The 25,948-nt window shown below is 72.3% G+C and carries 21 protein-coding genes and 1 pseudogene; 19 read left to right on the plus strand and 3 right to left on the minus strand.

Annotated features, from left to right (window positions below; all coding sequences use genetic code 11):
- Nucleotides 1-42 precede the first annotated feature (42 nt).
- Together ABZ714_RS23665 and ABZ714_RS23670 are read right to left on the minus strand one after the other, a co-directional pair.
- Nucleotides 43-1,308: an ATP-binding protein gene (locus ABZ714_RS23665; protein WP_358827301.1), complete on the minus strand. Its 1,266-nt coding sequence runs from the start codon at nt 1,306-1,308 to the stop codon at nt 43-45.
- Between the two features lie 454 nt (nt 1,309-1,762).
- Nucleotides 1,763-2,440 carry a response regulator transcription factor gene (locus ABZ714_RS23670; protein ID WP_358827302.1) on the minus strand — a complete coding sequence of 226 codons (678 nt, stop codon included), beginning with the start codon at nt 2,438-2,440 and terminating at the stop codon, nt 1,763-1,765.
- A gap of 149 nt (nt 2,441-2,589) precedes the next feature.
- Between ABZ714_RS23670 and ABZ714_RS23675 the strand changes: the two genes are divergently transcribed.
- Together ABZ714_RS23675 and ABZ714_RS23680 are read left to right on the plus strand one after the other, a co-directional pair.
- Nucleotides 2,590-2,712: a DUF3039 domain-containing protein gene (locus tag ABZ714_RS23675; RefSeq protein ID WP_358827303.1), complete on the plus strand. Its 123-nt coding sequence runs from the start codon at nt 2,590-2,592 to the stop codon at nt 2,710-2,712.
- A 202-nt stretch (nt 2,713-2,914) separates the two neighbouring features.
- Nucleotides 2,915-4,411, plus strand: a complete 1,497-nt coding sequence (locus ABZ714_RS23680; RefSeq protein WP_358827304.1) for an oligopeptide:H+ symporter — start codon at nt 2,915-2,917, stop codon at nt 4,409-4,411.
- A gap of 78 nt (nt 4,412-4,489) precedes the next feature.
- Here the strand turns inward: ABZ714_RS23680 and ABZ714_RS23685 are convergent, their stop codons facing one another.
- The gene (locus ABZ714_RS23685; RefSeq protein ID WP_358827305.1) at nt 4,490-6,283 is read right to left on the minus strand and encodes an AMP-dependent synthetase/ligase; all 1,794 of its coding nucleotides are present in this window, start codon (nt 6,281-6,283) and stop codon (nt 4,490-4,492) included.
- A gap of 658 nt (nt 6,284-6,941) precedes the next feature.
- Between ABZ714_RS23685 and ABZ714_RS23690 the strand changes: the two genes are divergently transcribed.
- From ABZ714_RS23690 to ABZ714_RS23770, 17 genes and pseudogenes are all read left to right on the plus strand, one after another.
- The gene (locus tag ABZ714_RS23690) at nt 6,942-8,330 is read left to right on the plus strand and encodes a transcriptional regulator (protein WP_358827306.1); all 1,389 of its coding nucleotides are present in this window, start codon (nt 6,942-6,944) and stop codon (nt 8,328-8,330) included.
- Between the two features lie 791 nt (nt 8,331-9,121).
- Nucleotides 9,122-9,826, plus strand: coding sequence for a 3-oxoacyl-ACP reductase FabG (gene fabG, locus ABZ714_RS23695; protein ID WP_358827307.1), 705 nt, complete (start codon nt 9,122-9,124; stop codon nt 9,824-9,826).
- Nucleotides 9,827-9,859: 33 nt separating this feature from the next.
- Nucleotides 9,860-11,008, plus strand: a complete 1,149-nt coding sequence (locus ABZ714_RS23700; protein WP_358827308.1) for a beta-ketoacyl synthase N-terminal-like domain-containing protein — start codon at nt 9,860-9,862, stop codon at nt 11,006-11,008.
- Nucleotides 11,005-11,559 carry a beta-ketoacyl synthase chain length factor gene (locus ABZ714_RS23705; protein ID WP_358827309.1) on the plus strand — a complete coding sequence of 185 codons (555 nt, stop codon included), beginning with the start codon at nt 11,005-11,007 and terminating at the stop codon, nt 11,557-11,559. The genes ABZ714_RS23700 and ABZ714_RS23705 overlap by 4 nt, the downstream gene beginning before the upstream one ends.
- 89 nt (nt 11,560-11,648) lie before the next feature.
- The gene (locus tag ABZ714_RS23710; protein WP_358827310.1) at nt 11,649-12,239 is read left to right on the plus strand and encodes a hypothetical protein; all 591 of its coding nucleotides are present in this window, start codon (nt 11,649-11,651) and stop codon (nt 12,237-12,239) included.
- 345 nt (nt 12,240-12,584) lie between these two features.
- Nucleotides 12,585-13,166: pseudogene (locus ABZ714_RS23715) on the plus strand (UbiX family flavin prenyltransferase); the annotation flags it as partial.
- Between the two features lie 170 nt (nt 13,167-13,336).
- The gene (locus ABZ714_RS23720) at nt 13,337-14,809 is read left to right on the plus strand and encodes a UbiD family decarboxylase (protein WP_358827311.1); all 1,473 of its coding nucleotides are present in this window, start codon (nt 13,337-13,339) and stop codon (nt 14,807-14,809) included.
- Nucleotides 14,810-15,062: 253 nt separating this feature from the next.
- Nucleotides 15,063-15,527: a MaoC family dehydratase N-terminal domain-containing protein gene (locus ABZ714_RS23725; RefSeq protein WP_358827312.1), complete on the plus strand. Its 465-nt coding sequence runs from the start codon at nt 15,063-15,065 to the stop codon at nt 15,525-15,527.
- Entirely contained in the window at nt 15,524-15,955 is a 432-nt protein-coding gene (locus ABZ714_RS23730; protein ID WP_358827313.1) for a MaoC family dehydratase, read from the plus strand. Before ABZ714_RS23725 ends, ABZ714_RS23730 begins: the two co-directional genes overlap by 4 nt.
- Before the next feature lie 214 nt (nt 15,956-16,169).
- Nucleotides 16,170-17,102 (plus strand): 3-oxoacyl-ACP synthase, encoded by a 933-nt coding sequence (locus ABZ714_RS23735; RefSeq protein WP_358827314.1) that lies wholly within the window; start codon nt 16,170-16,172, stop codon nt 17,100-17,102.
- Between the two features lie 20 nt (nt 17,103-17,122).
- A complete protein-coding gene (locus ABZ714_RS23740) occupies nt 17,123-18,301 on the plus strand; it encodes a C45 family peptidase (RefSeq protein ID WP_358827315.1) in 1,179 nt (392 codons plus the stop codon).
- Nucleotides 18,298-19,047 carry a 4'-phosphopantetheinyl transferase superfamily protein gene (locus ABZ714_RS23745; RefSeq protein ID WP_358827316.1) on the plus strand — a complete coding sequence of 250 codons (750 nt, stop codon included), beginning with the start codon at nt 18,298-18,300 and terminating at the stop codon, nt 19,045-19,047. Before ABZ714_RS23740 ends, ABZ714_RS23745 begins: the two co-directional genes overlap by 4 nt.
- Nucleotides 19,044-20,837, plus strand: coding sequence for a lyase family protein (locus ABZ714_RS23750; protein ID WP_358827317.1), 1,794 nt, complete (start codon nt 19,044-19,046; stop codon nt 20,835-20,837). Before ABZ714_RS23745 ends, ABZ714_RS23750 begins: the two co-directional genes overlap by 4 nt.
- Nucleotides 20,834-22,504 carry a class I adenylate-forming enzyme family protein gene (locus ABZ714_RS23755; protein ID WP_358827318.1) on the plus strand — a complete coding sequence of 557 codons (1,671 nt, stop codon included), beginning with the start codon at nt 20,834-20,836 and terminating at the stop codon, nt 22,502-22,504. The genes ABZ714_RS23750 and ABZ714_RS23755 overlap by 4 nt, the downstream gene beginning before the upstream one ends.
- A gap of 132 nt (nt 22,505-22,636) precedes the next feature.
- Nucleotides 22,637-24,133 (plus strand): NAD(P)/FAD-dependent oxidoreductase, encoded by a 1,497-nt coding sequence (locus ABZ714_RS23760; protein ID WP_358827319.1) that lies wholly within the window; start codon nt 22,637-22,639, stop codon nt 24,131-24,133.
- Nucleotides 24,134-24,219: 86 nt separating this feature from the next.
- Nucleotides 24,220-25,437: a 2Fe-2S iron-sulfur cluster-binding protein gene (locus ABZ714_RS23765; protein ID WP_358827320.1), complete on the plus strand. Its 1,218-nt coding sequence runs from the start codon at nt 24,220-24,222 to the stop codon at nt 25,435-25,437.
- A 238-nt stretch (nt 25,438-25,675) separates the two neighbouring features.
- Nucleotides 25,676-25,921 carry an acyl carrier protein gene (locus ABZ714_RS23770; protein WP_358827321.1) on the plus strand — a complete coding sequence of 82 codons (246 nt, stop codon included), beginning with the start codon at nt 25,676-25,678 and terminating at the stop codon, nt 25,919-25,921.
- The last annotated feature ends 27 nt before the right edge of the window (nt 25,922-25,948 follow it).

Consider the following 25,948-nt stretch of genomic DNA (forward strand, 5'->3'; position numbering starts at 1 on the left):
TCCGCGCCGCCGGGCCGCGCCGCCGGGCCGCGCCGCGGCCTCTCAGCGGACCGTCGGGGGCTCGTCCTCCTGCTTGCGCGCCACCCGGCTCAGAAAGAGCGCGAACACCGGCGGATGCTGCTGCAGCAGCTCCAGCCGGCCGCCGTCCGCCTCCGCGAGATCCCGGGCCACCGCCAGCCCGATACCCGTCGAGTTCCGGCCGCTGATCGTCCGCTCGAAGATCCGGGCACCCAGATCGGCCGGAACACCCGGACCCTCGTCCGTCACCTCGATCACCGCCTGGTTCCCCACCACCCGGGTCCGGATCGCGACCGTACCGCCGCCGTGCATCAGCGAATTCTCGATCAGCGCCGCCAGGACCTGGGCCACCGCGCCCGGAGTGCCCACCGCGCGCATCCCCTGCTTGCCCGAGCGCACCACCGCCCGCCCGGCACTGCGGTACGCCGGACGCCACTCCTCGATCTGCTGCTTGACGACCTCGTCCAGATCGAACGCCAGCGCCGAGCCCTCCCGGGGGTCCCGGGCGTTCGTCAGCAGCCGCTCCACGACATCCGTCAACCGCTCCACCTGGGTGAGCGCGATACTCGCCTCCTCCTTCACGGTCTCCGGATCGTCCGTCGCCGAGATCTCCTCCAGCCGCATCGACAGCGCCGTCAGCGGTGTCCGCAGCTGATGCGAGGCGTCCGCGGCGAGCCGCCGCTCCGCCGTCAGCATCCGGGCGATCCGCTCGGCACTGGCGTCGAGGACGTCCGCGACCCGGTCCAGCTCCGGAACGCCGTACCGCCGGTGGCGGGGGCGGGGATCGCCCGAGCCGAGACGCTCCGCGGTCTCGGCGAGATCCGTCAGCGGGGAGGCGAGCCGGTCCGCCTGCCGTACCGCGAGTACGACGGCGGCGACGACGGCCAGCAGGGCGACCCCGCCGATGATCAGCAGGGTGCGGGCGACCTCCTCGTAGACGGCGGACCGGGGCTCCATGACCGTCACGGTCTGGCCGTGGTCCCCCTCCCTCACCGCCTTGATCGAATTGTCGGACGGCTTCTTGCCCACGGAGAACGGGGGCCGGTCCTTCAGCTCGATCAGGGCGTACCGCTGGAGCCGGCTCTGATCCGCGACGATCTCCGGCGTGATCGGCTGCTTCTCCAGGATCCGGCCGTCCAGGAAGCTCACCAGCTGGACCGCCTCCGCCTCGACGGACTCCTCGGCGGTGGAGGTGATGGTCCGGGTCTCCACGAGGACGAGGGAGACACCGAAGACGGCGATCACGACGAGGACGACGGCCAGGGTGGAATTGATCAGTCGCCGACGCATGGGCCCTCCGGGCGGGTGGGGGGTACGAGCGGACCCCATCCGGGGAGGGTACTGGCTCCCGCCCGGCGTCCCCGCCGTGGGGCGCCGCCTGCTTTCGGCGTCCGTGATGGGGGGACCCCCATCGCCACCTGGGTTGCCTTCCCGACCGCCCTTCGGAAGAGGGGCGCCCTCCGGGCAAGGGGCGGTGCCTCCTCAGGAGGTGTTTCGCCCGCGCGCCGTCGTGGGCTGTTCGCGCAGTTCCCCGCGCCCCTAAATGCTCTCCCCGGCACCGGCCCCGAAAAGGGCCCCGCCCCCGTAAATGAGGGACCCGCCTCTCTACGAGGGCGACGAGGAGGACGACCTAGGGGCTCGGGGAACTGCGAGCCGAGCCACGGGCGGGCCGCAGACCGCCGACAACCAGTGGGCGCCGGGCGCGGCCCGGGGAGTTCGGGGCGCCGCCCCGGAGGGGGCGGGGTTAGTTCTTCTCGAAGCGGAAGCCGACGCCGCGGACCGTCGCGATGTAGCGGGGGTTCGCCGCGTCGTCGCCGAGTTTCTTGCGGAGCCAGGAGATGTGCATGTCGAGGGTCTTCGTGGAGGACCACCACGTCGTGTCCCAGACCTCGCGCATCAGCTGGTCGCGGGTGACGACCCGGCCCGCGTCGCGGACCAGGACCCGGAGGAGGTCGAACTCCTTCGCGGTGAGCTGGAGCTCCTCGTCGCCCATCCAGGCCCGGTGGGACTCGACGTCGATCCGGACGCCGTGGGTGGAGGGCGCGGGCGCGGGCTCGGAGGCGCCGCGGCGGAGGAGGGCCCGGACCCGGGCGAGGAGTTCCGCGAGGCGGAAGGGCTTGGTGACGTAGTCGTCGGCGCCCGCGTCGAGGCCGACGACCGTGTCGACCTCGTCGGCGCGGGCGGTCAGGACCAGGATGGGCACGGTGTGCCCGTCCGCGCGGAGCCGCCGGGCGACCTCCAGGCCGTCCATGCCGGGCAGACCGAGGTCGAGGACGACCAGGTCCACTCCGCCCGCCAGGCCCGCTTCCAGTGCGGCCGGGCCGTCCTCGCGCACCTCGACCTCGTATCCCTCCCGGCGCAGCGCGCGCGCCAGCGGCTCCGAGATGGATGCGTCGTCCTCTGCGAGCAGTACACGCGTCATGGGGCGATGGTAGTCCGCCGGGGGACGCATCGGGGCTTGATCATCAGACCCTGCGGGTCTCGGGTTCGAATCGGATATCAGCCTTCGATTCCTGCCTACCCTTCCCCTTATCCCTGTGATCCATCTCTCATATCCTTCCTTATGGACAGGTGTCGTGTCGTATGGTGGCGAGTACGCCTGTAGCACTATGCGGAGACCTTTGGCCTGCCGAGCGGCAGCCCAGGGGTCTCCCTCTGTGTGAGGACCGGTTCGTTCCGGTCCGCCGACAGTGAATGACCTGTGGACCGGGCCCCGAGCGCAAGGACGCGCCCGGGGTGTGGATCCCGGTGCGGACACGTCCCCCATCCCGGCCCCCACGCCGGGGTGAGCCCCTCAGGCGTGGGGCGGGTCGCTCTCCCACCGGTGCCGGTCACCCCCCACCGGGCGCGTTTCCCGTGCCGAGCGCACGGCGCGTCCCGAACGCAAGGAACGACCATGGCGTCAAGCCTGACGAAGGCTCCGGCCGGCCCCGCCGCCGAGAAGACCTTCCTCGGCCACCCCCGCGGCCTGGCCAATCTCTTCATGACCGAGATGTGGGAGCGGTACAGCTTCTACGGCATGCGGGCGCTGCTCGTGCTCTATCTGGCCACCGAGGTGGCCGATGGCGGTCTCGGGCTGCAGGACGCGACCGCGGTCGCGATCTACTCCGTCTACAACGCCATGGTCTATCTGCTCGCCCTGCCGGGCGGATGGCTGGGCGACCGCGTCTGGGGTGCTCGCAAGGCCACGGCGATCGCCGGTGTGGTGATCATGTGCGGTCACTTCATGCTGGCCGTGCCCGTGAAGGCCGCGTTCTTCATCGGTCTGGCGCTGATCGCGATCGGCTCCGGTGTGCTGAAGGCCAATATCTCCACGATGGTCAGCCAGCTCTACCCGGACAAGAACGACCCGCGCCGGGACGGCGGCTTCACGATCTTCTACATGGGCATCAACCTGGGTGCCTTCCTCGCGCCGCTGACCATCGGCGCGGTCGGCCAGAAGGTCAACTGGCACCTGGGCTTCGGTATGGCCGGTGTCGGTATGGGCATCGGTCTGCTCTGCTACTTCCTCGGCTACCGCCACCTGGCCGACGAGTCCGCCCGGATCCCGGACCCGCTGCCGCGGGCCGACCGTTCGGCGCTGCTGCGCAAGGGGCTGATCTGGCTGGGCATCGCCGCCGCGTTCTACGCGGTGGTCGGCCTGGCGGGCGTCTTCCACGAGGACTGGATCATCGTCCCGCTGGCGCTCCTCGGCATCTCGCTGCCGGTCTGGTACGTGCTGCGGATCCGCCGCGACCCCGACCTCACCGAGGTCGAGCGGGGCCGGATGTCGGGCTACATCTGGTTCCTCGCCGCGTCGGCCGTGTTCTGGATCATCTACGACCAGGGCGGCTCGGTGCTGGCCCTGTTCGCCAAGAACGACACCCAGTCGACGCTGTTCGGCTTCGACTTCCCGGAGAGCTGGTTCCAGTCGCTGAACCCGCTGTTCGTGATGGCCTTCGCGCCGCTCTTCGCGATGCTGTGGGTGGCCCTGTTCAAGCGGGCCAAGGAGCCCGGCACTCTGTCGAAGTTCGCCATGGCGCTGGTCCTCATCGGTACCTCGTTCGGCGTGATGATGATCGCGCAGGGGCTGGCCTCGGGCGATGCCCGGGTCTCCCCGATGTGGCTGGTCTCGGTCTACTTCCTCCAGACCATGGGTGAGCTGTGCCTCTCCCCGGTGGGTCTGTCGCTGACGTCGAAGCTGGCGCCGGAGAAGTACTCGTCCCAGATGATGGGCGTCTGGTTCCTGGCGATCTCGGTCGGCGGCTCGGTGACGGCGCTGCTCCAGACGTTCGGGGCCGCGACGGACTCGGAGGCCTGGTTCGCGATCCAGGGCGCGCTCGCGGTCCTCACCGGTGTGGGGATCTATCTCTCGCGCCGCAAGGTGCAGAAGCTGCTGGGCGGAGTGCACTAGTCACTCGTACGGCACGACGGTGCCCCGGCGGATCCTCGATCCGCCGGGGCACCGTCGTTTCCGGGGCCGGTGGAGCGGTCAGCCGCCGTAGATGGCGTCGACCTCGGCGGCGTAGTCCCGCAGGACCACCGCCCGCTTCAGCTTCAGCGACGGCGTCAGATGGCCCGACGCCTCGGTGAACTGGGATTCGAGGATCCGGAACTTGCGGACGGACTCCGCCTTGGAGACGGCCGCGTTCCCGTCGTCCACGGCCCGCTGGATCTCGGCGAGCAGTACCGGGTCGTCGCGGAGTTCGGCGACCGTGACCCCTTCGGGCTTGCCGTTCTGGGCGGCCCAGCGGGGCAGGAACTCCTCGTCCACGGTGATCAGCACACCGACGAAGGGCTTGCCCTCGCCGACCACCATGCACTCGGCGACCAGGGCGTGGGCCCGGATCCGGTCCTCGATCACGGCCGGGGCGACGTTCTTGCCGCCCGCGGTCACGATGATCTCCTTCTTGCGGCCGGTGATCCGGAGGTAGCCGTCCTCGTCCAGGGAGCCCAGGTCGCCGGTGAGGAACCAGTCGTCCTCGAAGACCTTGGCGGTGGCCTCGGGGTTGTTCCAGTAGCCGGTGAACATGTGCGGGCCGCGGAGCAGGATCTCGCCGTCCTCGGCGATCTTCACCCCGGTACTGGGCAGCGGCTGGCCGACGGTGCCGATCTTCTGCTGGTCCAGCGGGTTGAGGGTGGTGGCGGCGCAGGACTCGGCGAGGCCGTAGCCCTCCAGGACGGTGATGCCGAGGCCGCGGTAGAAGTGGCCGAGGCGTTCGCCGAGGGCGGCGCCGCCGGAGATGGCGTAGCGGGCCCGGCCGCCGAGGGCGGCGCGGAGTTTCCCGTAGACCAGTTTGTCGAAGATCGCGTACCGCAGGCGCAGTCCGAGGCCGGGGCCGCCGGGGGTGTCCCGGGCCCGGCTGTGGGCGATGGCGGTGTCCACGGCCCGGTCGAAGATCTTGCCCTTGCCGGTGGCCCTGGCCTGGGCGCGGGCCGAGTTGTAGACCTTCTCGAAGACCCGGGGGACGCCCAGGAGGTAGCTGGGGCGGAAGGCGGCGAGTTCGGTGGAGACGTCCTTGAGGTCGCTGACATGGCCCAGCTTGACCGGGCCCATGATGGCGCCGATCTCGACCACCCGGCCCAGGACGTGGGCGAGGGGGAGGAAGAGGAGGACGGAGGCGTCCTCGGAGAACATCTCCGGGTTCCGCTCGATGATGTTGCCGCACTCGGCGAGGAAGTTGCGGTGGGTCAGCTCGCAGCCCTTGGGGCGGCCGGTGGTGCCCGAGGTGTAGACGATGGTGGCGAGGGAGTCGGCGGTCGGGGTGGCGGCCCGTTCGGCGAGGAGTTCGTCGGTGACGTCGCTGCCGGCCGCGGTCAGCTCGCCCACGGCGTCGCCCTCGATCCGCCAGACGTTCTTCAGCAGGGGCAGCCGCTCCCGGACGCCCTCGACCACGGCCTGGTGGTCGGCGGTCTCCACGATCGCGGCGACCGCGCCGGAGTCTCCGGTGACCCATTCCACCTGTTCGGCGGAGGAGGTCTCGTAGACGGGGACGGAGACGGCGCCCGCGAACCAGATGGCGAAATCGAGCAGGGTCCATTCGTAGCGGGTACGGGACATCAGGGCGACCCGGTCACCGGGCTGGACGCCCGAGGCGATCAGCCCTTTCGCCACGCCCCGCACCTCGGCGAGAAAGGCCGTGGATGTCACGTCACGCCACTGTCCGGACTCCTTGCGGGCGAGAATCGCGCGATTGGGGAACTCGGTGGCGTTCCGGATGGCGATATTCGCCAGATTTCCGTGCGGCGGAACATCGTACAGGGCCGGGACGTTGAACTCGCGCACGGCTCCTCCTCCTTCTCGGCGACGCTGGGAAGTCGGCTGAGACGCATCGGAAGAACCGGTTCCGGCGGGCCCGGACGCTACCAGCCGCTTGCGGACGCTACCAGTGGGTAAGGGAGGCGGTACAGATGTCGGACCGCTGGACTTTTCCCAAGGACCCAATATGTTTCGTGTGTCATGAAGGGGATGCCTGTGCCCGCTCTGCCGCGTGACGCTCCCCCACGGAACGACCGGGTCGAACTCCCGCCGGTCGTCCGGGTGTCGGGGGGTTACGGGCCGTGTGCGCCGTCTCGGCGTACGCGGCTCGTCGTCGTGCGCGGCGGCCGGGGCTGCCGCGGACCGCCGTTGGGCCACAGGTGGTCCGGCGTTTCGTGGGTCCCGGTGTCAGACCCGTCGGAACGCCATGGGTTTCCGCTGCCGTCGAGCAGCCGCACCCGGCGGACACGAGAGGAGTGGCGAGGCGGTCCCGGCGCGGGAGCGACGGGTCCTCTCCGGTTCCGGTGTGTCGCGGTTGCCATGACGACGTCTTCCCCCGTGCGGGCTCGTACTCCACCAGAAGAGAGCAGGCGCCTGTCGCCCGGCCACGGGCCAGGGGCCCTGTCTCGGCTCGACGACCACCGGTCCAGCCACAGGAACCTTTCGACCGAGAGGCACCACGTTCATGCGCAGCGATACCTGGAATTCCCCTTCCGCGTCACCCGGCCGCAACCGCCATCCCCTGGCCACGCTGCGGACCAAGGCCGGTTACACCCATGGCGAGTACGCCCAGCTGATCGCCGTCACCCATGCCGAACTCGGCTTCGGCCATATGGCCGCCCGCCGGGAGAAGGTCTCCCGCTGGGAGGCGGGCCGCGCCGTTCCCGAGCGCACGGCCCAGCTCGCCATCGCCCATATCCACGCCGTTCCCCAGGAGGAGGTTCTGAGGCTCGACTGGCCGGACTGGCTGCACCTGGCCAACGGGGACACCCGGCAGCTGGAATTACCGTGGACCCGTGCCGCGGTCCCCGAGGCCATTCTCGACGCGGTCGCCGGACGCAAGCAGTTCCAGCAGGAGTATCTGCTGGCCACCGGATGGTCGGCCAGGTCACTGGTGAAGAACTGGCTCGATGCGGTCACCGAGGAGGTGTCGCTGGCGCCGACGGTCCCCCTGCACGGGGCCGCGGGGCGGACACCGCCCGGGTCCGACGCCCTGTCGGGCGGTCTGGTCGAGGCGTGCACCAGGCTGCGGACGCTGCACCGGTTCGCCGCCAAGTTCTCGGCCGGCTGGCTGGCCCCGGCGACCGAGCTGGAGCTGCGGAATCTGGCCGACCACTTCCTGGCGTCGCCCGACGCGCTCCACACCGGCCGGGACGTCCTGATCCTGGCCGCCGAGGGGCTGTCGGTCTGCGGCTTCATCGCCCGGGTACAGGGCGAGCACGTCAACGCCCAGCGGTACTACGTCGCGGCCCTGCGGTGTGCGACGGCCGCGGCCGATCCCCAGGTGGCCGCCGCCGTGGTCACCATGCACGCGGGTCAGTACCTCGACCTGGAGATGCACGAGGAGGCGGCCGAACTGCTGGGGGCCGTACGGGAACTGTTCAGGCGTCATCCCGACCAGATGACGGACCCCTCCCTTCAGGCACTGCTGTACGCCCAGACGGCCCGGATCCACGCCCAGCGGGGCGACGACATGGGCCGGGTCCGGGCGATGGCGGCGGGGCGGCGGATCCTGAGCACCACCTCGCCGTCGGGCATGCCGATCCTGCCGCTCCGTTCCGAGAGCTGGCTCAGCTGTATCGACGGGGTCTCCCTGCTGGACATGGACCAGCCCGACCGGGCGATCAGGTACTTCGACCCGGTGCTCACCCGTCAGGGGCCGGGGCTGAATCTGCCCCCGGTGGTGCGGGCGCTGTATCTGCTGCGCGCCGCCGAGGCCCAGATCGCCGTCGGGGACGTCACGGCGGGAGCCGAGTCGGAGGCCAGGGCGTCGGCTCTGCTGGGCGGGGTGCAGGCGGCGGCGGCCGAGCGGGTGCGCGGGGCGTTGCGCGCCGCCCGCAACGAGCGGAGGTGAGCGGCCGGGGCGAGGCCGGCCCGGGGGCGGGAAGAGCGCCCGGCGGCGGAGTCCGGCGGACAGCGGCGGCCGACGGCCGCTGACCGGAGCCCGATGACGGACGACCGATGAAGTGAAGCCCGGTGAAGTGAAGCCGGCCCTCGACCGGGGCCCGGCCGGAGGTACAGCGCGCTACGAGGACAGGACAGCGGTCATCGACCGCGGCCGGAGCCCGGGAGAGTTCACGGGGCGTCCGGGGACGGGGAGACCGAGGCGGGTCTCCCGGGACCACGTCCCCACCGGCTGAGACGACCGCCCGGCACAGGGGACAGTGCCGGGCGGTTCCCGTTGTCCGGGAAGCCGCCACGGGGTGCCGCGCACCGCCGCCAATGGCCGTACGGATAACCGTGTGAGCAGCGGCCGGAGCTGGAATATCGAATTCCGCGCGGGGTGAAATGCCCGATGATCGTGGCGGAAAACGGTGTGCCCCCGGTGTGCCCCCGAAATGGCGTCGTCGGCAAGGCACGCCCGAGGCACACCGTGCCGTCTGGCGAACGCGGAACGCCGGCCCAAAACTCTTTCTGTGTCCGTCCGACGAACCCGGGGACTCACCTTTGGTGGACTACACCATTGCCATCGGCCGCCGCCGTTCCCCGGTCGGGCGGGGCACTGTTTCCGAAGTCGTTTCCGATGTTTCCGATGCTCACGGTGTCGACGGCCCTTCCGGGCGCCGCCGATGTCCACCGCGCTGATTCCCGCCGGCGATTCCGAACTTTCCGTTGTTCACACCACCACCGGGCTGGAGATTGCTCATGAGCCGTTCTGTCCTCGTCACCGGCGGAAACCGGGGTATCGGCCTGGCCGTGGCACGCAGGCTCGCGGCGGCCGGTGACCGGGTCGCGGTCACCAGCCGGTCCGGCGAGGCGCCGGACGGGCTGCTGGCCGTCGCCTGCGACGTACTGGACCCGGTCTCCGTGGACGAGGCGTTCGGGAAGGCCGAGGCGGCCCACGGCCCGGTGCAGGTACTGGTGGCCAATGCCGGGATCACCCGGGACCAGTTGCTGATCCGGATGACCGAGGAGGACTTCACCTCCGTCGTGGACACCAATCTGACCGGGACCTACCGCGTGGTGCGGCGGGCCGCCCGCAATCTGATCAGGGCCCGCGGCGGCCGGGTGGTGATCATCTCCTCGACGGCCGCGCTCAGCGGGGTCGCGGGCCAGGTCAACTACGGCGCGTCCAAGGCCGGTCTGATCGGTCTGGCCCGGTCCCTGGCCCGGGAGCTGGCCCCGCGCGGGGTCACGGCGAACGTGGTCGCCCCCGGGCTCACCGACACCGCGATGAGCGACGCCCTCACCGCGGGACAGCGCGAGCGGATCCTGGGGCTGATCCCCATGGGCCGGATGGCCGAACCCGACGAGGTGGCGGCGGCCGTGGAGTTCCTGGCGTCGCCCGGCGCGGCGTACATCACCGGGGCGGTCGTCCCGGTCGACGGCGGCATGGGCATGGGGCACTGACATGCGATCCGTACCGACGCTGGGAGGCGAGGGATGAACAGCACCACCGGAGCGGGCGGTTCCGCGAGGACCGTGGTCCTCACCGGGATGGCGGTGACCACGGGGTACGGACACGGGGTCGACGCCCTGCGGACCGGGATCTACTCGGGCGTCCCCGCGTTCAAGCCCGTGACCAGGTTCGACACCGACCGGTACCGGGTCGGGGTGGCCGCGCAGGGACCGGCGGACCTCGATCTCGACACCGAGCTGAAGACCCTGACCGAGGAGGCGTGCAAACAGGCCGGGCTCTCCACCGCCGAACGGGCGGAGGCCCTTCTGATCGCGGCCCGCCACGCCGATCCCGCCGTCTCCCGGCTGCCGCGCGAGCGGCAGCGGGAACGCCCCATCGGGGACACCGCGCGGTGGCTGGCGCGGGAGTGCGGCTTCGGCGCGGCGGGCCGTACGTACATCAACGCCTGTGTCGCGGCGGGCGCGGCGGTCGCCGAGGCGGCCGTACTGATCGCCTCGGGCCGCCAGGACCGGGTGGTGGTCGCCGCCGGGCATCTGGTCGACCCGGAGTCCTTCACCACCTTCGACGCGGGCCGGGCCCTCGCCCCCGACGGACGCCTCCGGCCGTTCAGCGCCGGGCGGAAGGGCCTGCTGCTCGGCGACGGCGCCGGGGTGGTGGTGCTGGAGGCGGCCGACAGCAGGCCCGGGGCGAACCCGCTGGCCCGGCTCACCGGCTGGGGCCAGGCGGGCGACGCCCACCATGTCTGCCAGCCGCACCCGCAGGGTCTGGGGATGGCCCGGACCATCGAACGGGCGCTGCGCCGCGCCGGGCTCGGCCCGGAGGACCTGGACTACGTCAACGCGCACGGCACCGGGACCCCGTACAACGACTCGGCCGAGACCGCGGGTATGCACAAGGCGTTCGGCGAGTGGGCGGAGCGGATCCCGGTCAGCTCGACCAAGTCGATGACCGGCCACGCCCTCCAGGCCGCCGGGATGGTCGAACTCGTCATCTCGGTACTGGCCCTCGGTTCGGGCCTGCTGCCGGTCAACTCCGGCTATCTGGGGCCCGACCCCGACTGCCGGCTCGATCTCGTCCTCGACACCCCGAGGGAGCGGGAGGTCCGCCATGTCATCAGCCTCAACTCCGCCTTCGGCGGGGCCAACACGGCATTGGTGGTGAGCGCCGTATGACCACGCACACGACCCGGCTCACGGTCCTGGCCCGCTCGGTCTGGGATCCGGCCGAGGCCCCCGGGGGGCCGCCCAACCTGCCCGGCTTCACCGCCTCGGCCTTCGGGCCGCTCTTCGCCCATGTCGCCGACCGCGCGCTGGCCGCCTACCACGGGGAGCCACCCGCCCCCGGCGAAGCGGCCGGGCACACAGCCCTGGTCATGGTGTCGAGCCTGGGCGACATGGCCACGGAGACCGCGGTCACCGGCTCGGTCGACCGGGGGACCAAGGCGTCTCCGCTGCTCTTCTACCAGTCCGTGCCCAGTGCCGTACTGGGTGTCGTCTCGGCCCGCTGGGGCCTGGGCGGCCCGGTGATCTGCGTCAGCCCGGCCGGGGACGCCCTGGCCGAGGGCATGGAGCTGGCCGAGCTGCTGATCGAGGACGGCAGCGCCGGTGACGTCCTGCTGGTCCTGCTGGAGCTGGGCGTCGCCGATGGCGACCCGGACACGGCCGAGGCGCTGCTGCTCCGCGCCGACGTGCCGGGGCCCGGGGCCGGGACGGCGGAGGTGTGAGGGACATGACGCGCACGACGGGGGTTTCCGGGGGCGTCGGCGGACCGGCCGGAGCCGGTGAACCGGTTGAACCGGTTGAAGCTGCCCGGGTGAACGGGAACGGTACGGCGGCCCGGAACGGGGCCCCCGGGCCGAACGGCGCCGGGCCTTCGGGCGGCGGTGTCGCCGGGGCCGTCGAGAGCCCGCTCGACTTCCCGCTCTCCGCCGAGATCTCGATGCTCCGCCAGTCGTGGTGGCTCCATGACGCCCGCTGGTATCAGGCGGTGAAGACCCGGTTCGGCCAGGACGTGGCGAACGAACTCAACGCCGAGGTCATGCGGTTCGTGGCCCGCCGGGTCGCCACGCTCTACAGCCGCCGCCACCCCACCCCGCCCGGCAGCGGGCCGCGGGAGGTCGCGGCGACCCTCCAGGCGCTGGCCCGGCTGATGTTCACCCGGACCCGGGTGAAGCTGGACGCCACCGAGTTCGACGACGCCGACGGCAGCTGGGTGACGGTGGTCAGTGAGCACTTCGCCCTGAAGATGCTGGCCGCGAGCCGCTCGCTCGACGGCTACGAATGCCCCTGCCTCCAACTCCGCGCGGGCTGGTTCGAGGGCATCGGCGTCACGGCCGACGACGAGGTACTGACCTGTATGCGCGACGGGGCGGAGAGCTGTCGCTTCCGCGCCTGTCTCACCTGACCCGAAGCCGGACCCGAAGCCGGACCCGAAGCCGGACCCGAAGCCGGACCCGGACCCGAAGCCGAAGCCGAAGCCGAAGCCGAAGCAAGGATCCGGCGATCCACTACCCGAACCGCGGCACGATCCCGTCGTCCGGGGGCCGTATACGACCGCTCGACGCGCCCCCTCCCCGACGACTTCGCGGCCCCGCCCTCCCGGCGCACCCACCCCGGCACCGAGTGCCGTGACCGGTTCCCGGGGGGGGCCTGCGGCCGGTTCGTCCGGTGCCTCCCCGCACCGTACGGCCCGGCCCGCGGGCCGCACCGACACCGCCGACCGACCGAATTCCGCCGAAGGAGCAGCCCAATGCCGACGGAACGACCCCAGCGCCTGGTCGTGGCGCTGACCGGGGCCACCGGAGTGGTGCTCGGGGTACGACTGCTGGAGGAGTTGCGCCACCACGACTCCGTGGAGACCCATCTGGTGATGAGCCGCTGGGCCCGGGCGACGCTGAAGACGGAGAGCGAGCTGACGGCCCGCGAGGTCCAGTCGCTCGCCGATGTCTCCTACTCCCCGGACGACCAGGGCGCCGCGATCTCCTCCGGGTCCTTCCCGGCCGACGGCATGGTCGTCATGCCGTGCAGCATGAAGACCCTGGCGTCGATCAGGACCGGCTACGCGGACGGGCTGATCACCCGGGCCGCCGACGTCACTCTCAAGGAGCGGCGCAAGCTCGTCCTCGTACCGCGTGAGACCCCGCTCGGCGAGATCCATCTGGACCATCTGCTGGCGCTCTCCCGGATGGGCGCGGTGGTGCTGCCGCCGATGCTGACCTTCTACAACCGGCCTTCGTCGGTCGACGACATGATCGACCATCTCGTCTCGCGGGTCCTGGACCAGTTCGGGATCCCGTCCCACCGGGCCCGCCGCTGGGAGGGCATGCCCGACCGGGCCGCCGACCCGGCTCCCGACCGGGTTCCTGATCCGGCCGCCGACCCGGCTCCAGAACTGGCCGGGGCCCGTTCGGCGAGCCCGGCCTCCGGCTCCGGACCGAATCCGGCGGTGACCGTTCCGGTCCGCCGCGCACTGGCCGCGACCACCCCGGGAGGGGCGACCTCATGACGCATCTGGCCGATCTGCGGGCGTATCTGGACGCCCTCCGGGCCATCGGTGATCTGAAGACCGTCGGCCGTCCCGTCCGGGCCGATCTGGAGGCCGCGGCGATCACCCGCCGCTCCTACGAACAGCGGTCCCCCGCCCCGTACATCCCCGAGGTGGTGGAGGACGGCATCGGGATGCGGTTCTTCGGCGCCCCGGCCGGGCTCAGCTCCCGGGCCGATATGCCGCTGGCCAGACTCGCCCTGTCGGTGGGGCTGCCCCCCGAGACCGGCGGCGGCGAGCTGGTGGAACATCTCGTACGGACCCGGGACGCCAAGCCCGTCCCGCCGGTCACCGTGGCCCGCGACCGGGCCACCTGCAAGGAGAACGTCCTGCTGGGCGCGGACGCCACCCTGGACGGGTTCGCGATCCCCCGGATCCACGAACAGGACGGCGGGGACTACCTCAACACCTGGGGCGTCATCGTCGCGAAGACGCCGGACGGCTCGTGGACCAACTGGTCCATCACCCGGATCATGAAGCTCGACGGCAAGCGGATGACCGGTCTCGTCATCCCGCCGCAGCACATCGGGCTGATGTGGGAGGCCTGGGCCGAGCGGGGCGAGCCGATGCCGTACGCGCTGGTGCAGGGCGGCCCCCCTTCGGTCCCGTTCGTCGGCGGCATCCCGCTGCCGCGCGACGTCGACGAGGCCGGGTACATCGGCGCGCTGCACGGCGAGCCGCTGGAGGTGGTCCGCTGCGAGACGGTCGACCTGGAGGTGCCCGCCCATGCCGAGGTGGTGATCGAGGGTCATCTCTCGATCGGCCGGGACAGTCTTGAGGGCCCGTTCGGGGAGTACGCGGGGTACGCCTCCACGCACACCTCGCACCAGCCCGTCTTCACGGTCGAGGCGATCACCCACCGGGACGCGCCGATCTGGCCGGTGGTCGCCGAGGGCCGGCCGCCGGACGAGTACCACACGGTCACCGGGACCGGCCGGGCCGCGAAGGAGCTGCACGCGCTGCGGGCGGCGGGGCTGCCGGTCACCACCGTCTGGCTGCCGTACGCGGCGGCCATGCACTGGGCCGTGGTCACCGTCCCCGACGACTGGCGCGACCGGCTGCCCGGCGCCGACACCACCGAACTGGTCCGGCGGATCGGCGAGGTGCTGCACAACAGCCCGCATCCGAGCGCGATGATGCCCGTCACCTACGTCCTGGACGACGACATAGACCCGTCGAACGAGGCCGATCTGCTGTGGGCGCTGGGGACCCGGCTCCACCCGCGGGACCGGCGGCAGTACTGGGACGGCCGGGTGCTGCCGTTCATGACGAGCTACTCGAAGGACGAGCGGGCGGCGCAGAAGGGGCCGGGCGTCGTGGTGGACGGGCTGCTGCCCGCCTGGGGCGACGGCCGGATGAACCACGCGTCCTTCGCCCAGGCGTATCCGGAGGAGGTACGGCGCCGGGTGCTGGAGCACTGGGACGACTGACCGCCCACCGACCGGCCGCCGGACCGCGCCGGGGGTGTCCCCCGCGGTCCGGCGGCCCCCGAAGCCGGGTGCGCCCTCACCCGGGCCGTACGAGAGGTCCGCGGGCCGGGTGGGCCGGTCCGCGGACCACCGGCCACCGGCTTCCCGCAGCACCGGGCCACCGACCGAACCCGCCGACCGGCCCACCGCCGGACCCACCGCCCTGAACCCGCTGACCGATCCCGCTGACCGATCCTGCTGACCGAGGAGCGATATGGCACTCGACCCCGGGTGCGTCGGGAAGACGTATCCGCCCGCGCGGCCCTATCCGGTCGAACCGGAGACCATCCGCCGGTTCGCGACGGCCGTGGGCGATCCCGCGCCCGTCTACACCGATCCGGCCGCCGCCCGCGCCCTGGGCCACGCCGATGTCCTCGCCCCGCCGACCTTTCCGTTCCCGGTGGTCATGCGGGCGCTGGACGAGGTCTTCCGATACGAGGACATCGGCTTCGACCCCACCTATCTGATCCACGGCAGCCAGCGGTTCGAGTACGCCCGGCCGGTCCGGGCGGGCGACCGGCTGGTGACCACCGTGGAGATCACCGGAGCGCAGCGGCTGCGGGGGCGGGACGTCCTGACCCTGCGGGCCGACCTCGCGGACGCGGGCGGGGAGCACGTCGTCACCGCGCATCTGACCCTGGTGGCGCTGAGCGCCGTGGACGGCGGGGGGAAGCCGTGACGACGAACGGAGCGCACGAGGCGGCGGCGGGGACCGAACTGCCGGTCCGCGAGGTCACCCTGACCCGGGCCGACCTGGTGCGGTACGCGGGCGCGTCGGAGGACTTCAATCCGGTGCACTGGAATCCGCGGGTGGCCCGGGAGGCCGGGCTGCCGGACTGTATCGCCCACGGCATGCTGACCATGGCGATCGCCGCCCGTACGGTCACCGACTGGGTACGGGACCCGGGCGCGATCGTGGAGTACCGCACCCGGTTCAGCCGCCCCGTGGTCGTCCCCGACGATCCGGCGGGCGCCCGGCTGGAGGTCGCGGGCCGGGTCGCCGAGGTGCTCGGCGACGGACTGGTCCGGATCGATCTCACCGTCACCAGCGGCGGTACGAAGGTACTGAGCGAGGCGCGGGCGGTGGTCCGGCTCCCGGCCGGCTGACGCTCCCCCGGGACCCCGCGCTCCCGGCGCCGCGCGCCCGACTCGCAGGCCCCGCGCCCCCGACTCGTAGAGCCGCGTACCGGCCTACCTCCTCCCGACCGAACCAGACCGGACTCGACCGAATCCAACCGCATAAGTCTGAATAAGACCGCAGACGACCGCACCAGACCGAACTCGTAGGAAACCGCCCGGAGTCGAACGGAGCACAGGACGGATGAGCAGTACCCCGGTTTTCCTCCTCTCGCCCCGCTATGTACTGGGTGAGACCGAGGAGCCCTACACCGCCGTCGAGGATCTGGCGGAACGGGTGGCCCAGTACGCCATCCCCATGGCCCCCCGCACCTGGGGCTGGGGCAGCTTCTTCCGGACCGCCAGGACCACCGTCGAACTGGCGGTAGAGAGCGGCAACGCCACCCTGGACGCGGCCGGGGCGGACCGGTCGTCGGTCGACGGGCTGATCGTCTGTTCCAGCTCGTTCCCCGGCACCGTCGACGGGCACGCCCCGCTGGTGGGCGCGGTCCTCAACGGACTCGGCCTCACCCGGGCCTCGTTCACCGCCGGGGTGACCCTCAACCGGTGCAACAACCTGCTGGCCGGGCTGCACACGGCCCGGGCGCTGGTGGCCTCGGGGGCGCACCGGCTGGTGCTGGTGGTCACCACGGACAAGATCCTCGACGAGTCCGTACGGCTGGAGAAGTTCGCGCTCTTCAGCGACGGCGCGGCCAGTTGTCTGGTGGGCGCGGCCGGGCCCGGGCCCGGTGGTGACGGTCTCGCGGTGCTGGCGTCGGCCGGCGCCCAGGACCCGGCGGTGCTCGGGCTGCGGGACCAGATCGACTCCCGGCTGGCGATCGCGGTCAACGCCGATCTGGAGCACGCCACGGGGGTGTCGCCGGAGAAGGTGACGGCCCTGCTCCCGGCGAATCTGGTCCGGCCCCTGATCACGATGAAAGAGCGGCAGGCGGGGTTCGCGCCGGACCGGACCAGGACCGGGAACATCGAGCGCCTCGGGCACTGCTTCGCGGCGGATCCACTGATCAATCTGACCGATCTGCTCGCCTCCGGCGACGCGGTGGACGACGGGCTGTATCTGCTGGCCTCCAGCGTGCCGGGGGCCCGGCACGGCGTCCTCCTCCGCAAGTGCCCGTGACGGGAAGGGGTGTGCCGGACATGGAGCGGTACGAGAGGAACGGCTCGGGCGGCCCGAAGCCGTCGACGACCGGAACCGGGACCGAAGGGGACTCCCGGGAAGGGGAGTTCGGCGGCCGGGCGGCGCCGCCGCCGGCCGGGTTCGTCCGGCTCACCGGTGGCCCCTTCGAGCTGGGACGGCAGCACGGCGCGGCCCGCGCGGTGGAGTTACGGGCCTTCCTCGGCGACGGGCTGGCCCGGCTGAACCATCTCAACGACACCCCGCTCACCCTGGACGGTCTGCGGCCCACGATCGCCGCGTTCCGGCGGGAGATCGAGGCGGCCGTCCCCGAGCTGGCCGAGGAGATCCGGGGGCTGGCCGAGGGCGCGGGCATCTCCCACGAGGAGGCGCTGCTGCTCCAGATGCGGCGGGAGGTCGTCGGCTACCAGGACACCGGCCGGCCGCCGCAGGGCGACTGCACCACCTATACCCGGGTCGATCCGGCCGGGCCGCACAGCGTGCTGGCGCAGACCGTGGACCTCAACGGGAATCTGGACGACCAGACGTGTGTGCTCTCGGTCGCCAGGACCGGCACCCGGCGGGAGGTGCTGACCCTCAGCTTCGGCGGGCTGCTCGGCTATCTGGGGATGAACAGCGACGGGCTGGCCGTCGGCATCAATCTGGTGCTGGGGGGCCGCTGGCGGGCCGGGCTGCCGCCGTATCTCGCGGTACGGCACGTCCTGGACACCGCCGGTTCGGTGGACGAGGCGCTGGGCGTGCTGGAGGGGCTGAAGCTGGCCAGTTCGCGGTCCCTGACGCTCTGCGATCCGCGCGGGGCGGCGTATACGGAGTTCCTCGACGGGCGGATGCACACGGTCCGGGCGCCGCGGACCGTACACACCAATCACTTCCTGCACCGCGAGTTCATCCCCTACGACAAGCTGAACGTCTTCGCCCGCAACTCGTCGCGGCGGCGGCTCGACGCCTGCACGCTCCGGCTGGACGCGCTGCCGGAGGCGGCGCTGCCCACCGAGCATCTGGCGCTGCTGTCGACCCCGCCGATCTTCGTCCCCGACAACGGGAACATCCGGCGGGAGCGGACGGTGGCGGTGGTGGCGATGCGGCCCGCCTTCGGCGATCTGCATCTGCTGGGCTCCCGGCCGTCGGAGCCCGCGCGGGTGTTCGGCGCGCGGGCGCTCAGCGGGGCGGCGGGGTCATGAGTACGGCGACCGGGCTCCGGCGTCCGGCACGGTACGCCGCCGGGGTGGCCCGGCTGGTCGATCTGCACGACCCACCCCGGGACGCGCCCGGTGGTCCGGCGGCGCTCGCGGTGCTGTCGGCGGCCGAGCGGCACCGGGCGGGCGCCTTCCGGGATCCGGCGGCGGCGCTGACGTACATCAGGTCCCGGGCGGCGGTCCGGCGGCTGCTGGCCGAGGCGCTGGGCGGTCCGGCGGCCCGGGTGGAGCTGGTGGCGGGGCCGGGGGGACGGCCGCTGCTCCCGGCCCATCCCGGCTGGTCCGTGAGCTGGTCGCGGTCGGCGGGCCTGCTGCTGGTCGCGGTCCGGTACGGCGGCCCGGTCGGGGTGGACGTGGAGGTCGTCCGCCCGGTCCGGCGGGCGGCCCGGGTGCTGGGCACGTTCTATCCGAAGGCGCCGGAGCTGGGCGAACTGGACGAGCCCGAGGCGTTCTTCTCCGCCTGGACGCTGCTGGAGGCGGCGGTCAAGGCGTCGGGCCGGGGCCTGGCCCGGGGCGCCCGCGACGTCCGGCTGGTCCGCCGCCCGGGCGCCCGCCGGTGCGCCCTCGGCGGGATCCGCGGTACGGACTCCCCGCTGTGGAGCGGCCGTACGGACCGCTTCGCGGTCGCCCCGCGCCCGGGACCCGGCCGCCACGCCCGCGCGCGGACGGCGATGACCGCGGTGGTCACCTCCGGCCCGCTCCCCCCGCCACTCCCCGAGGTGACCCCATGACGACCACCCCCGCGCCCGGCCGCCGCGGCGCCGCCGGACCCGGTTTTCCTGTGCCCTCCACCGACCGAACGGCCGGGCAGGAAAGCCCTCTCCACCCGGCTCCGGCCCCGGACACGGCACCGACACCGCGTACCGGCTCCCCGTCCGGCCCCGCCGCGAAGGGCACCCCCGCACCCCAGGGCCACCCGGCCGGAAGCACCACTGCCCGAACACCCCCCACCCCGAACACCCGCGCACCGAAAGAACCCGCCGGCACCGGCGCCGACGGACACCCGACCACCGACGGCACCCCCGCACCCCCGGCCGTCAACGGCCGGGCGGCCGGGGTCGACTCCGGGCTGCTCGGGCCCGTCTGGGCCGGGACCCCCGTGGCAGCGGTGGTCTCGGACGAGGCGTGGATCGACGGAATGGTCGCGTTCGAGGCGGCGCTCGCGGACGCCCAGGCCGAACTCGGGAGTGTGCCCGCCGGGGTCGGGGACGCCGTACGGGCCGCCGGGCGGGGCGGCGGGCTCGACCCGGTGGCGCTGGCCAGGCGGGGGCGGGAGGCCGCCAACCCCGTGGTGTTCCTGGTCGCCCGGCTCACCGAACTCGTCGCCGCCGCCGACCCGGAGGCCGCCCGGTACGTCCACGCGGGCTCCACCTCGCAGGACGTCCTCGACTCCGCCGCCATGCTGGTCGCCACCGGGGCGTTACGGCTGCTCCACGGCGACCTGGGGCGGATCAGGACCGCCCTCGCGGGGATCGCCGCCGGGCACCGCGACACCCCGGCCGCGGCCCGTACCCTCACCCAGCACGCGGTCCCCACCACGTTCGGGCTGCGGGCGGCGGGCTGGCTCACCCTGGTCTCCGACGCCCACGACCGGGTCGGCGCGGTGCTGGACCGGGGGCTGCCGGTGTCCATGGGCGGCGCGGCCGGGACCCTCGCCGCCTACCGGGACCAGCTGCTCGCCGCCGGGGCCGCCGGGGACCATCCGGAGCTGCGGCTGGTGGAGCTGGTGGCCGCGCGGCTGGGGCTGGCCGTCCCCGGGGTGCCCTGGCACGCGGTCCGTACCCCGGTCGCCGAACTCGCCGCCGTGCTGAGCCTCGCGGCGGGCGCGCTCGGCAAGTTCGCCGCCGATGTACTGGTGCTGTCGCGGACCGAGATCGGCGAGGTCGCGGAGCCCGCCGCCACCGGGCGCGGCCAGTCGTCGGCGATGCCGCAGAAGCGGAATCCGGTACTGAGCACGCTGGTGGCCGCCGCCGCCCGCCAGGTGCCGGTGTACGCGCTGGTGCTCCAGCAGTCGGTGGTGGCCGAGGACGAGCGGTCCGCGGGCGCCTGGCACGCCGAGTGGGAGCCCCTGCGCCACTGTCTGCGGCTGACCGGCGGCGCCGCGCACACCGCGGCCGAACTCGCGGAGGGCCTGGTCGTGCACGGCGGCCGGGTGGCCGCCAATACGGCGCTGACCGGCGGAAGCCTGGTCGCCGAGCGGCTTTCGGTCGCCCTCGGCGCCGAGCTGGGCCGGACCCGCGCCAAACAGATCGTGACGCGTGCCGTACGCGCCGCGGAAGGGGGCGCCCCGCTCGTCGCGGCGGTGCGGAGCGCCCTGGAAGAGGCCGGCTGGGCGGACGAGGTGTCCGTATCGCCCGAACGGCTGCTCGACCCCGCCGGTTACCTCGGCTCGGCCGGTCCCCTGGTGGACCGGGCCGTGCGCCGGGCGGGGACCGTCCCCATCTCCACCCCCACTCCCCCGACGAATCCGGCCGCTGCACTCGACCGGGACGTACCAGAGGATTCGGAGAAAACCCCATGATGATCAGTGAAGACGTCCGTCGGCAGATCCTCGCCGACGCGGCGCTGGGCGCGGGCAATGTGATCCATCGCCTGCCCCTGTACGGCCGCTCCCTCGACGCTCCGGTGCTGTGGCTCGACGGCACCTGGCGGGCCCCCGACGGCGACCACCCCGAGTCGCTGACCCTCGGCGGGCTGCACGAGGTGGTGGCCGCGTACGCGGGGTACTACACCCGGGCCGGAGTCAGGGCCAAGGACGCGGTGGCGATCGTCTCCACGTCCATCACCGACTTCGCGCTCAATCTGATGGCGCTGACCAGCATCGGCGCGATCGCGTCGCTGGTGAACGCCAATATGCCCGCCGAGACCCGCCGGGAGTACATCCGGCGGCAGCGGGTGGTCGGCATCATGACCCGCGAGCCGTGGCACCAGGACCTCCGGGCCCATCTGGAGGATCCACAGCCGCCGCTGTTCGTGGCGCTCCAGTCGGAGATCGTCCCCGGGGACGCGGAGCACCGTCCGGCGGAGTATCCGTTCCGGCACGCCCCGACCGACCCGATCCTGATCTCCCACTCGTCCGGGACGACCGGCATCCCCAAGTCGGCCTTCCACACCCACGAGACGCTCTTCCACGGCGCGCTGTCCCGGCTCGCCGACGGGCTCGACTGTTCCACCAGGGCCCGGCTGCTGGCGCTCCCCGGCCACCATGTGTCGGCGATGTCGAACACCCTGCTCGGACTCACCCTGGGCGCGCCGGTGATCCACTACACCGACCCCAGCGGCAAGGCCGTGCTCGACGGCATCGAGAAGCACCGGCCGACGATCGTCTTCGGTTTCACGCACACCTTCACGGAGATGGCGGGCGAGGACCTCACCGATCGCGACCTCAGCAGTGTGGAGGCGTACTACGCGTCCGGTGACGCGGCCCACGCGGTGCACATCAGGCGGCTGCTGGACAAGGGCTACCACACCGTCACCGGCCCGGATCTGAAGCCGCGGAAGGAGCCGGGCGCGATCTTCATCGACATGTTCGGCTCCACGGAGATGGGCTATGTCCTCTTCGACTTCGTGCACCGGGCGGGCGGGCCGGTGATCGGCCGCTGCATCGGGCGGCCGATGCGGTTCGCCGAGGCCGTGGTGCTGGCGGAGGACGGCTCGGTGCAGCCGCCCGGCAAGGTGGGGCGGCTCGGGGTGCGCTCCAAGTCGCTGACGCCCGGCTTCTGGAACGACAACGTCCGCTGGCACCAGCAGTGGCTCGGCGGCTACTTCCTCACCGGTGACCTGGCGTACCGGGACGCCACGAACACCTTCTTCCATCTGGACCGCACCACCGACGCGATCCGGACCGAGGACGGCTTCGTCTTCAGCGCGTACACCGAGGAGGTGCTGCTGCGGGCCTATCCGGAGATCCTCGACTGCACGGTGGTCGGGATCGCCGACGACGGCGTCGACTTCGGCTGGGAGGGCGAGGGCAGGGCCACCACCCACGTCCTGGTGAACCTGGTCGAGGGCGCGGAGGCGCCGGACGACCCGACGGCGTGGATCAACGAGGCGCTGACCAAAGCCGGGCTGCCCAGGACCGCGGGCGCCTCGGTCGTCACCGAGGGGACCATCCCGGTCGGGATCACCGGCAAGGTCCTGAAGCGGGTGGTACGGACCGAGGCGCGGAAACTCGTCGGCGGCTGTTGAGCCGCGGCCCGGCCGTGCGCGGGGCCGAACGCGCGGGGTGCCGGGGGCGGGCGTCTGCCGTCCGCCCCCGGCACCGGGCCCCGGCCCCGGGATCGGGACCACGACCGTGATTCCTCCGGAGGGAGACAACCCATGGGCGTCGACTACGACGTGATAGTGATCGGAGCGGGCAACGCCGGGCTCGCCGCGGCGGCCACGCTGCAACGCGGCGGACAGCGGGTCCTGCTGCTGGAACGCCACAATGTGCCCGGCGGGGCGGCCACCACGTTCGTCCGGGGCCGCTTCGAGTTCGAGGTGTCGCTGCACCAGCTCGGCGGTATGGCCGGGCCCGCCCCGCTGCGGCACGTCCTGGACGAGATGGACGTCACCCGCCGGGTGGAGTTCATCGAGGACGACCAGCTGTACCGGACCGTGGTGCCCGGGGTGCTGGATGTGACGCTGCCCGCCGACTGGCGGGGCATCGCCGACGCGCTGGACGAGCAGTACCCGGTGGACCGGGCCCGGCTGACGGCCTTTCTGGAGCTGGTTCGGGACGTCGGGATGTGGCAGCTGACGGCCCGCGCCAATCTCCACCGGCTCGACCACGAGATGGAGCGGCTGCGGAGTCTGCCGCACGTCCGGCGGCACGGGCTGCGGCCCTTCCGGGACGTACTGGAGGAGTACGTCGACAACGAGCGGGTCCGGCTCGTGCTCTCCTCCTACTGGTGCTACAACGGCCAGCTGCCGTCCCGGATCTCGTTCATGGACTACGCCCGGGTGATGGCGCTCTATGTGGAGACCAAGCCCTACCAGGTCGTCGGCGGCAGCCAGGCGCTGTCGTACGCGATGCTCCGCTCGTTCCAGGACGCGGGCGGGCGGGCCAGATTCCACACCGCCGTCGACCGGATCGTCACCCGGGGCGGCCGGGCCGTCGGGGTGCGGCTGGAGAACGGGGAGACCGTGAGCTGCCGGCTGGTGGTCTCCAACGCGCCCGCCACCACCACCTACACCCGGCTGCTCGACCCGGCGGACGTGCCCGGGCACGTCCTGCGGGATCTGCGGTCGCGGCGGATGGGGATCTCGGCGTCGGTGCTCTATCTGGGGCTCGACGCGAGCCCCGCCGAGCTGGGCTTCACCACGGCCGCGAACTTCATCCACAGCGATCTCACGGAGGAGAGCCTGCTCCGGGGAATGCACACCCTCGAACCGGCGCCGTTCCTGCTGGCGAGCTGCTACGACGTCAAACCCAACGGGGGCGCCCCGGCCGGCGCCACCCAGCTCAACCTGGTCGCCCTCCAGTACGCGGAGCCGTGGGAGTCCGTACCCGTCGAGGAGTACCGGCGGGCCAAGGCCGAGTACGCGGAGTCCCTGCTGGAGCTGTTGAAGGCGGTCTCCCCCGGGGTGCGGGACGTGATCGAGGAGGCGGAGCTGGCCACCCCGATCACCTTCAAGCGGTATCTCAGCCAGCCCGGCGGGGCGATCTACGGCTTCGACCAGGACGTCACCGACGGCTGGCTCTTCCACGACGACGACCTCAAACCGAATGTGCCGGGTGTGGTGCTGGCCAGTAACTGGGTCACCGCCGCGGGCTACAACTCGACCATCGTCACCTCGGCCCGGATGTCCCGGCGGCTGCTGGAGGTGCTGTGACCGGCGCGCCACGGCTCCCCGATCGCCGCCCCGGCCTCCCGGCGCCCCATTCCCTTTCCGTCTCCGGCTCCGAACGAGGACCCACGATGACCACCGACCATCGCGGCGCCCAGCCGCCGAGTACGCCGGACGGCCCGCCCGTACCGGCCGTCGCCGCCAATCCGCTGGCCCGCCTCTTCGACGGCTTCGACGACGTCGTCGCGGAGCTGGGGCGCCGGGCGGACGCCGGGTCCCCCCATCCCGACGACGCCTGGGCCGAGGCCGCCGCCCACCACCCCAGGGACCTCGCCCTGACCGTGACCGAGGTGATCGAGGAGACCCCGACGGCCGCCACGCTCCGGCTGCGGGCAACCGGCGGCGGGCCGCTGCCCTCGTTCGCCGCCGGGCAGTATCTGAGCCTGACCGTCCCGGTCGGCGCCACCGTCACCAGCCGGGCGTTCTCCATCTCCTCGTCGCCCGCCGAACGCGACTACTACGACCTGACGATCCGGCGGCTGCGCGGCGGTCTGGTCAGCAACCATCTGCTGGACACCGTCCGGCCCGGGGACGGGTTCACCGGCGACGGACCGATCGGCACCTTCTGCCACGACCCCCTCTTCCACGGCGACGACCTGGTCTTCCTGGCGGGCGGCTCCGGGGTCGCCCCGGCGATGAGCATGCTCCGGGACGTCCTGGACCACGGGCTGAACCGGCGGATGACCCTGGTCTACGGCTCCCGTCGGGCCGATGACGTGATCTTCCGGGCCGAGCTGGAGACCATCGCCCGGGACCGCCCCGACATATTGACGCTCCATCAGGTGCTGTCGGCGCCGGACCCCGGCTGGGACGGCGCGGTCGGACCGCTGGACGCCGCCCTGATCGCCGAGCTGGCGGGCCCGCTGAACGACCGGATGGTCTATCTCTGCGGACCGCCGGGCCGGTACGCGTATCTGATCGAGCAGCTGCGGTCGCTCGGGCAGCCCCGCCGGCGGATCCGGCTGGAGGCCAACAGCGTGGCGCTGCCGCCGCCCGCCGACCCCCGCTGGCCCGCCGGGCTCGATCCGGCGGGGACGGTCACGGTCGCGGTGGACGGCCGGCGGTTCGACGTACCGCGCGGCAGACCGCTGCTGGACTCCCTGGAGGAGAACGGGGTACGCCCCCGGGCCTCCTGCCGCTCCGGCGAGTGCGCGCTCTGCCGGGTCCGGGTCTGCTCCGGGCGGGTCTTCCACGCCGAGGAGGCCCGGCTGCGCCGCTCGGACGAGACCTTCGGCCACGCCCATGCCTGTGTCGCCTACCCACTGGAGGACCTGGAGATCGAACTCTAGGACTTTTTCGGCCGCCGAACGGCGGAGAATCACGCCTTCCCTTTCCATCGGCCATGATTCCTAAAAACAAATCAAAACCGCTTCATATCCTTCCCGGGGTATGGTTTGCTGGATATGCGGATATCCCGGCGGACCACCGGGGCCCGGAGTTCGGGTAATGGCCTGCCCTACCCCGCTTACCGACTGTCTCACTTTATGCGCCACCGCACGCCCAAAAACATCGACAGGAGGCATATCCATGTCCGCTGAGCTGGAAAAAGTCATTGTCGACGCACTTCGGGAGATGCACTTCGACACCTCCTCGATCAACCCGGAAACCCCGCTCGGAGACGGTGGTCTCGAATTGGAATCCCTCTCCATCGCGGAGCTGGTGATGCAGCTCGACGGCCAGGGCGTCGAATTCACCGACGAGGAGATGGAGACCCTGCCCGGACTGACCTTCGGCGAATTCGTGAACGAGGCCGCGCGCCGCGCGGCCGGATGAGCCGAACATTTCCCGAACGACTGGACG

The sequence above is a fragment of the Streptomyces sp. NPDC006798 genome, assembly GCF_040635975.1.
Classification (GTDB): domain Bacteria; phylum Actinomycetota; class Actinomycetes; order Streptomycetales; family Streptomycetaceae; genus Streptomyces.

Coding starts and splice junctions, on each gene's coding strand:
- ABZ714_RS23725 (WP_358827312.1), top strand. CDS start 15,063: ATGGCACTCGACCCCGGGTGCGTCGGGAAGACGTATCCGCCCGCGCGG.
- ABZ714_RS23745 (WP_358827316.1), top strand. CDS start 18,298: ATGAGTACGGCGACCGGGCTCCGGCGTCCGGCACGGTACGCCGCCGGG.
- ABZ714_RS23760 (WP_358827319.1), top strand. CDS start 22,637: ATGGGCGTCGACTACGACGTGATAGTGATCGGAGCGGGCAACGCCGGG.
- ABZ714_RS23765 (WP_358827320.1), top strand. CDS start 24,220: ATGACCACCGACCATCGCGGCGCCCAGCCGCCGAGTACGCCGGACGGC.
- ABZ714_RS23705 (WP_358827309.1), top strand. CDS start 11,005: ATGACCACGCACACGACCCGGCTCACGGTCCTGGCCCGCTCGGTCTGG.
- ABZ714_RS23755 (WP_358827318.1), top strand. CDS start 20,834: ATGATGATCAGTGAAGACGTCCGTCGGCAGATCCTCGCCGACGCGGCG.
- ABZ714_RS23770 (WP_358827321.1), top strand. CDS start 25,676: ATGTCCGCTGAGCTGGAAAAAGTCATTGTCGACGCACTTCGGGAGATG.
- ABZ714_RS23665 (WP_358827301.1), bottom strand. CDS start 1,308: ATGCGTCGGCGACTGATCAATTCCACCCTGGCCGTCGTCCTCGTCGTG.
- ABZ714_RS23750 (WP_358827317.1), top strand. CDS start 19,044: ATGACGACCACCCCCGCGCCCGGCCGCCGCGGCGCCGCCGGACCCGGT.
- ABZ714_RS23690 (WP_358827306.1), top strand. CDS start 6,942: ATGCGCAGCGATACCTGGAATTCCCCTTCCGCGTCACCCGGCCGCAAC.
- ABZ714_RS23680 (WP_358827304.1), top strand. CDS start 2,915: ATGGCGTCAAGCCTGACGAAGGCTCCGGCCGGCCCCGCCGCCGAGAAG.
- ABZ714_RS23735 (WP_358827314.1), top strand. CDS start 16,170: ATGAGCAGTACCCCGGTTTTCCTCCTCTCGCCCCGCTATGTACTGGGT.
- ABZ714_RS23670 (WP_358827302.1), bottom strand. CDS start 2,440: ATGACGCGTGTACTGCTCGCAGAGGACGACGCATCCATCTCGGAGCCG.
- fabG (WP_358827307.1), top strand. CDS start 9,122: ATGAGCCGTTCTGTCCTCGTCACCGGCGGAAACCGGGGTATCGGCCTG.
- ABZ714_RS23740 (WP_358827315.1), top strand. CDS start 17,123: ATGGAGCGGTACGAGAGGAACGGCTCGGGCGGCCCGAAGCCGTCGACG.
- ABZ714_RS23720 (WP_358827311.1), top strand. CDS start 13,337: ATGACGCATCTGGCCGATCTGCGGGCGTATCTGGACGCCCTCCGGGCC.
- ABZ714_RS23700 (WP_358827308.1), top strand. CDS start 9,860: ATGAACAGCACCACCGGAGCGGGCGGTTCCGCGAGGACCGTGGTCCTC.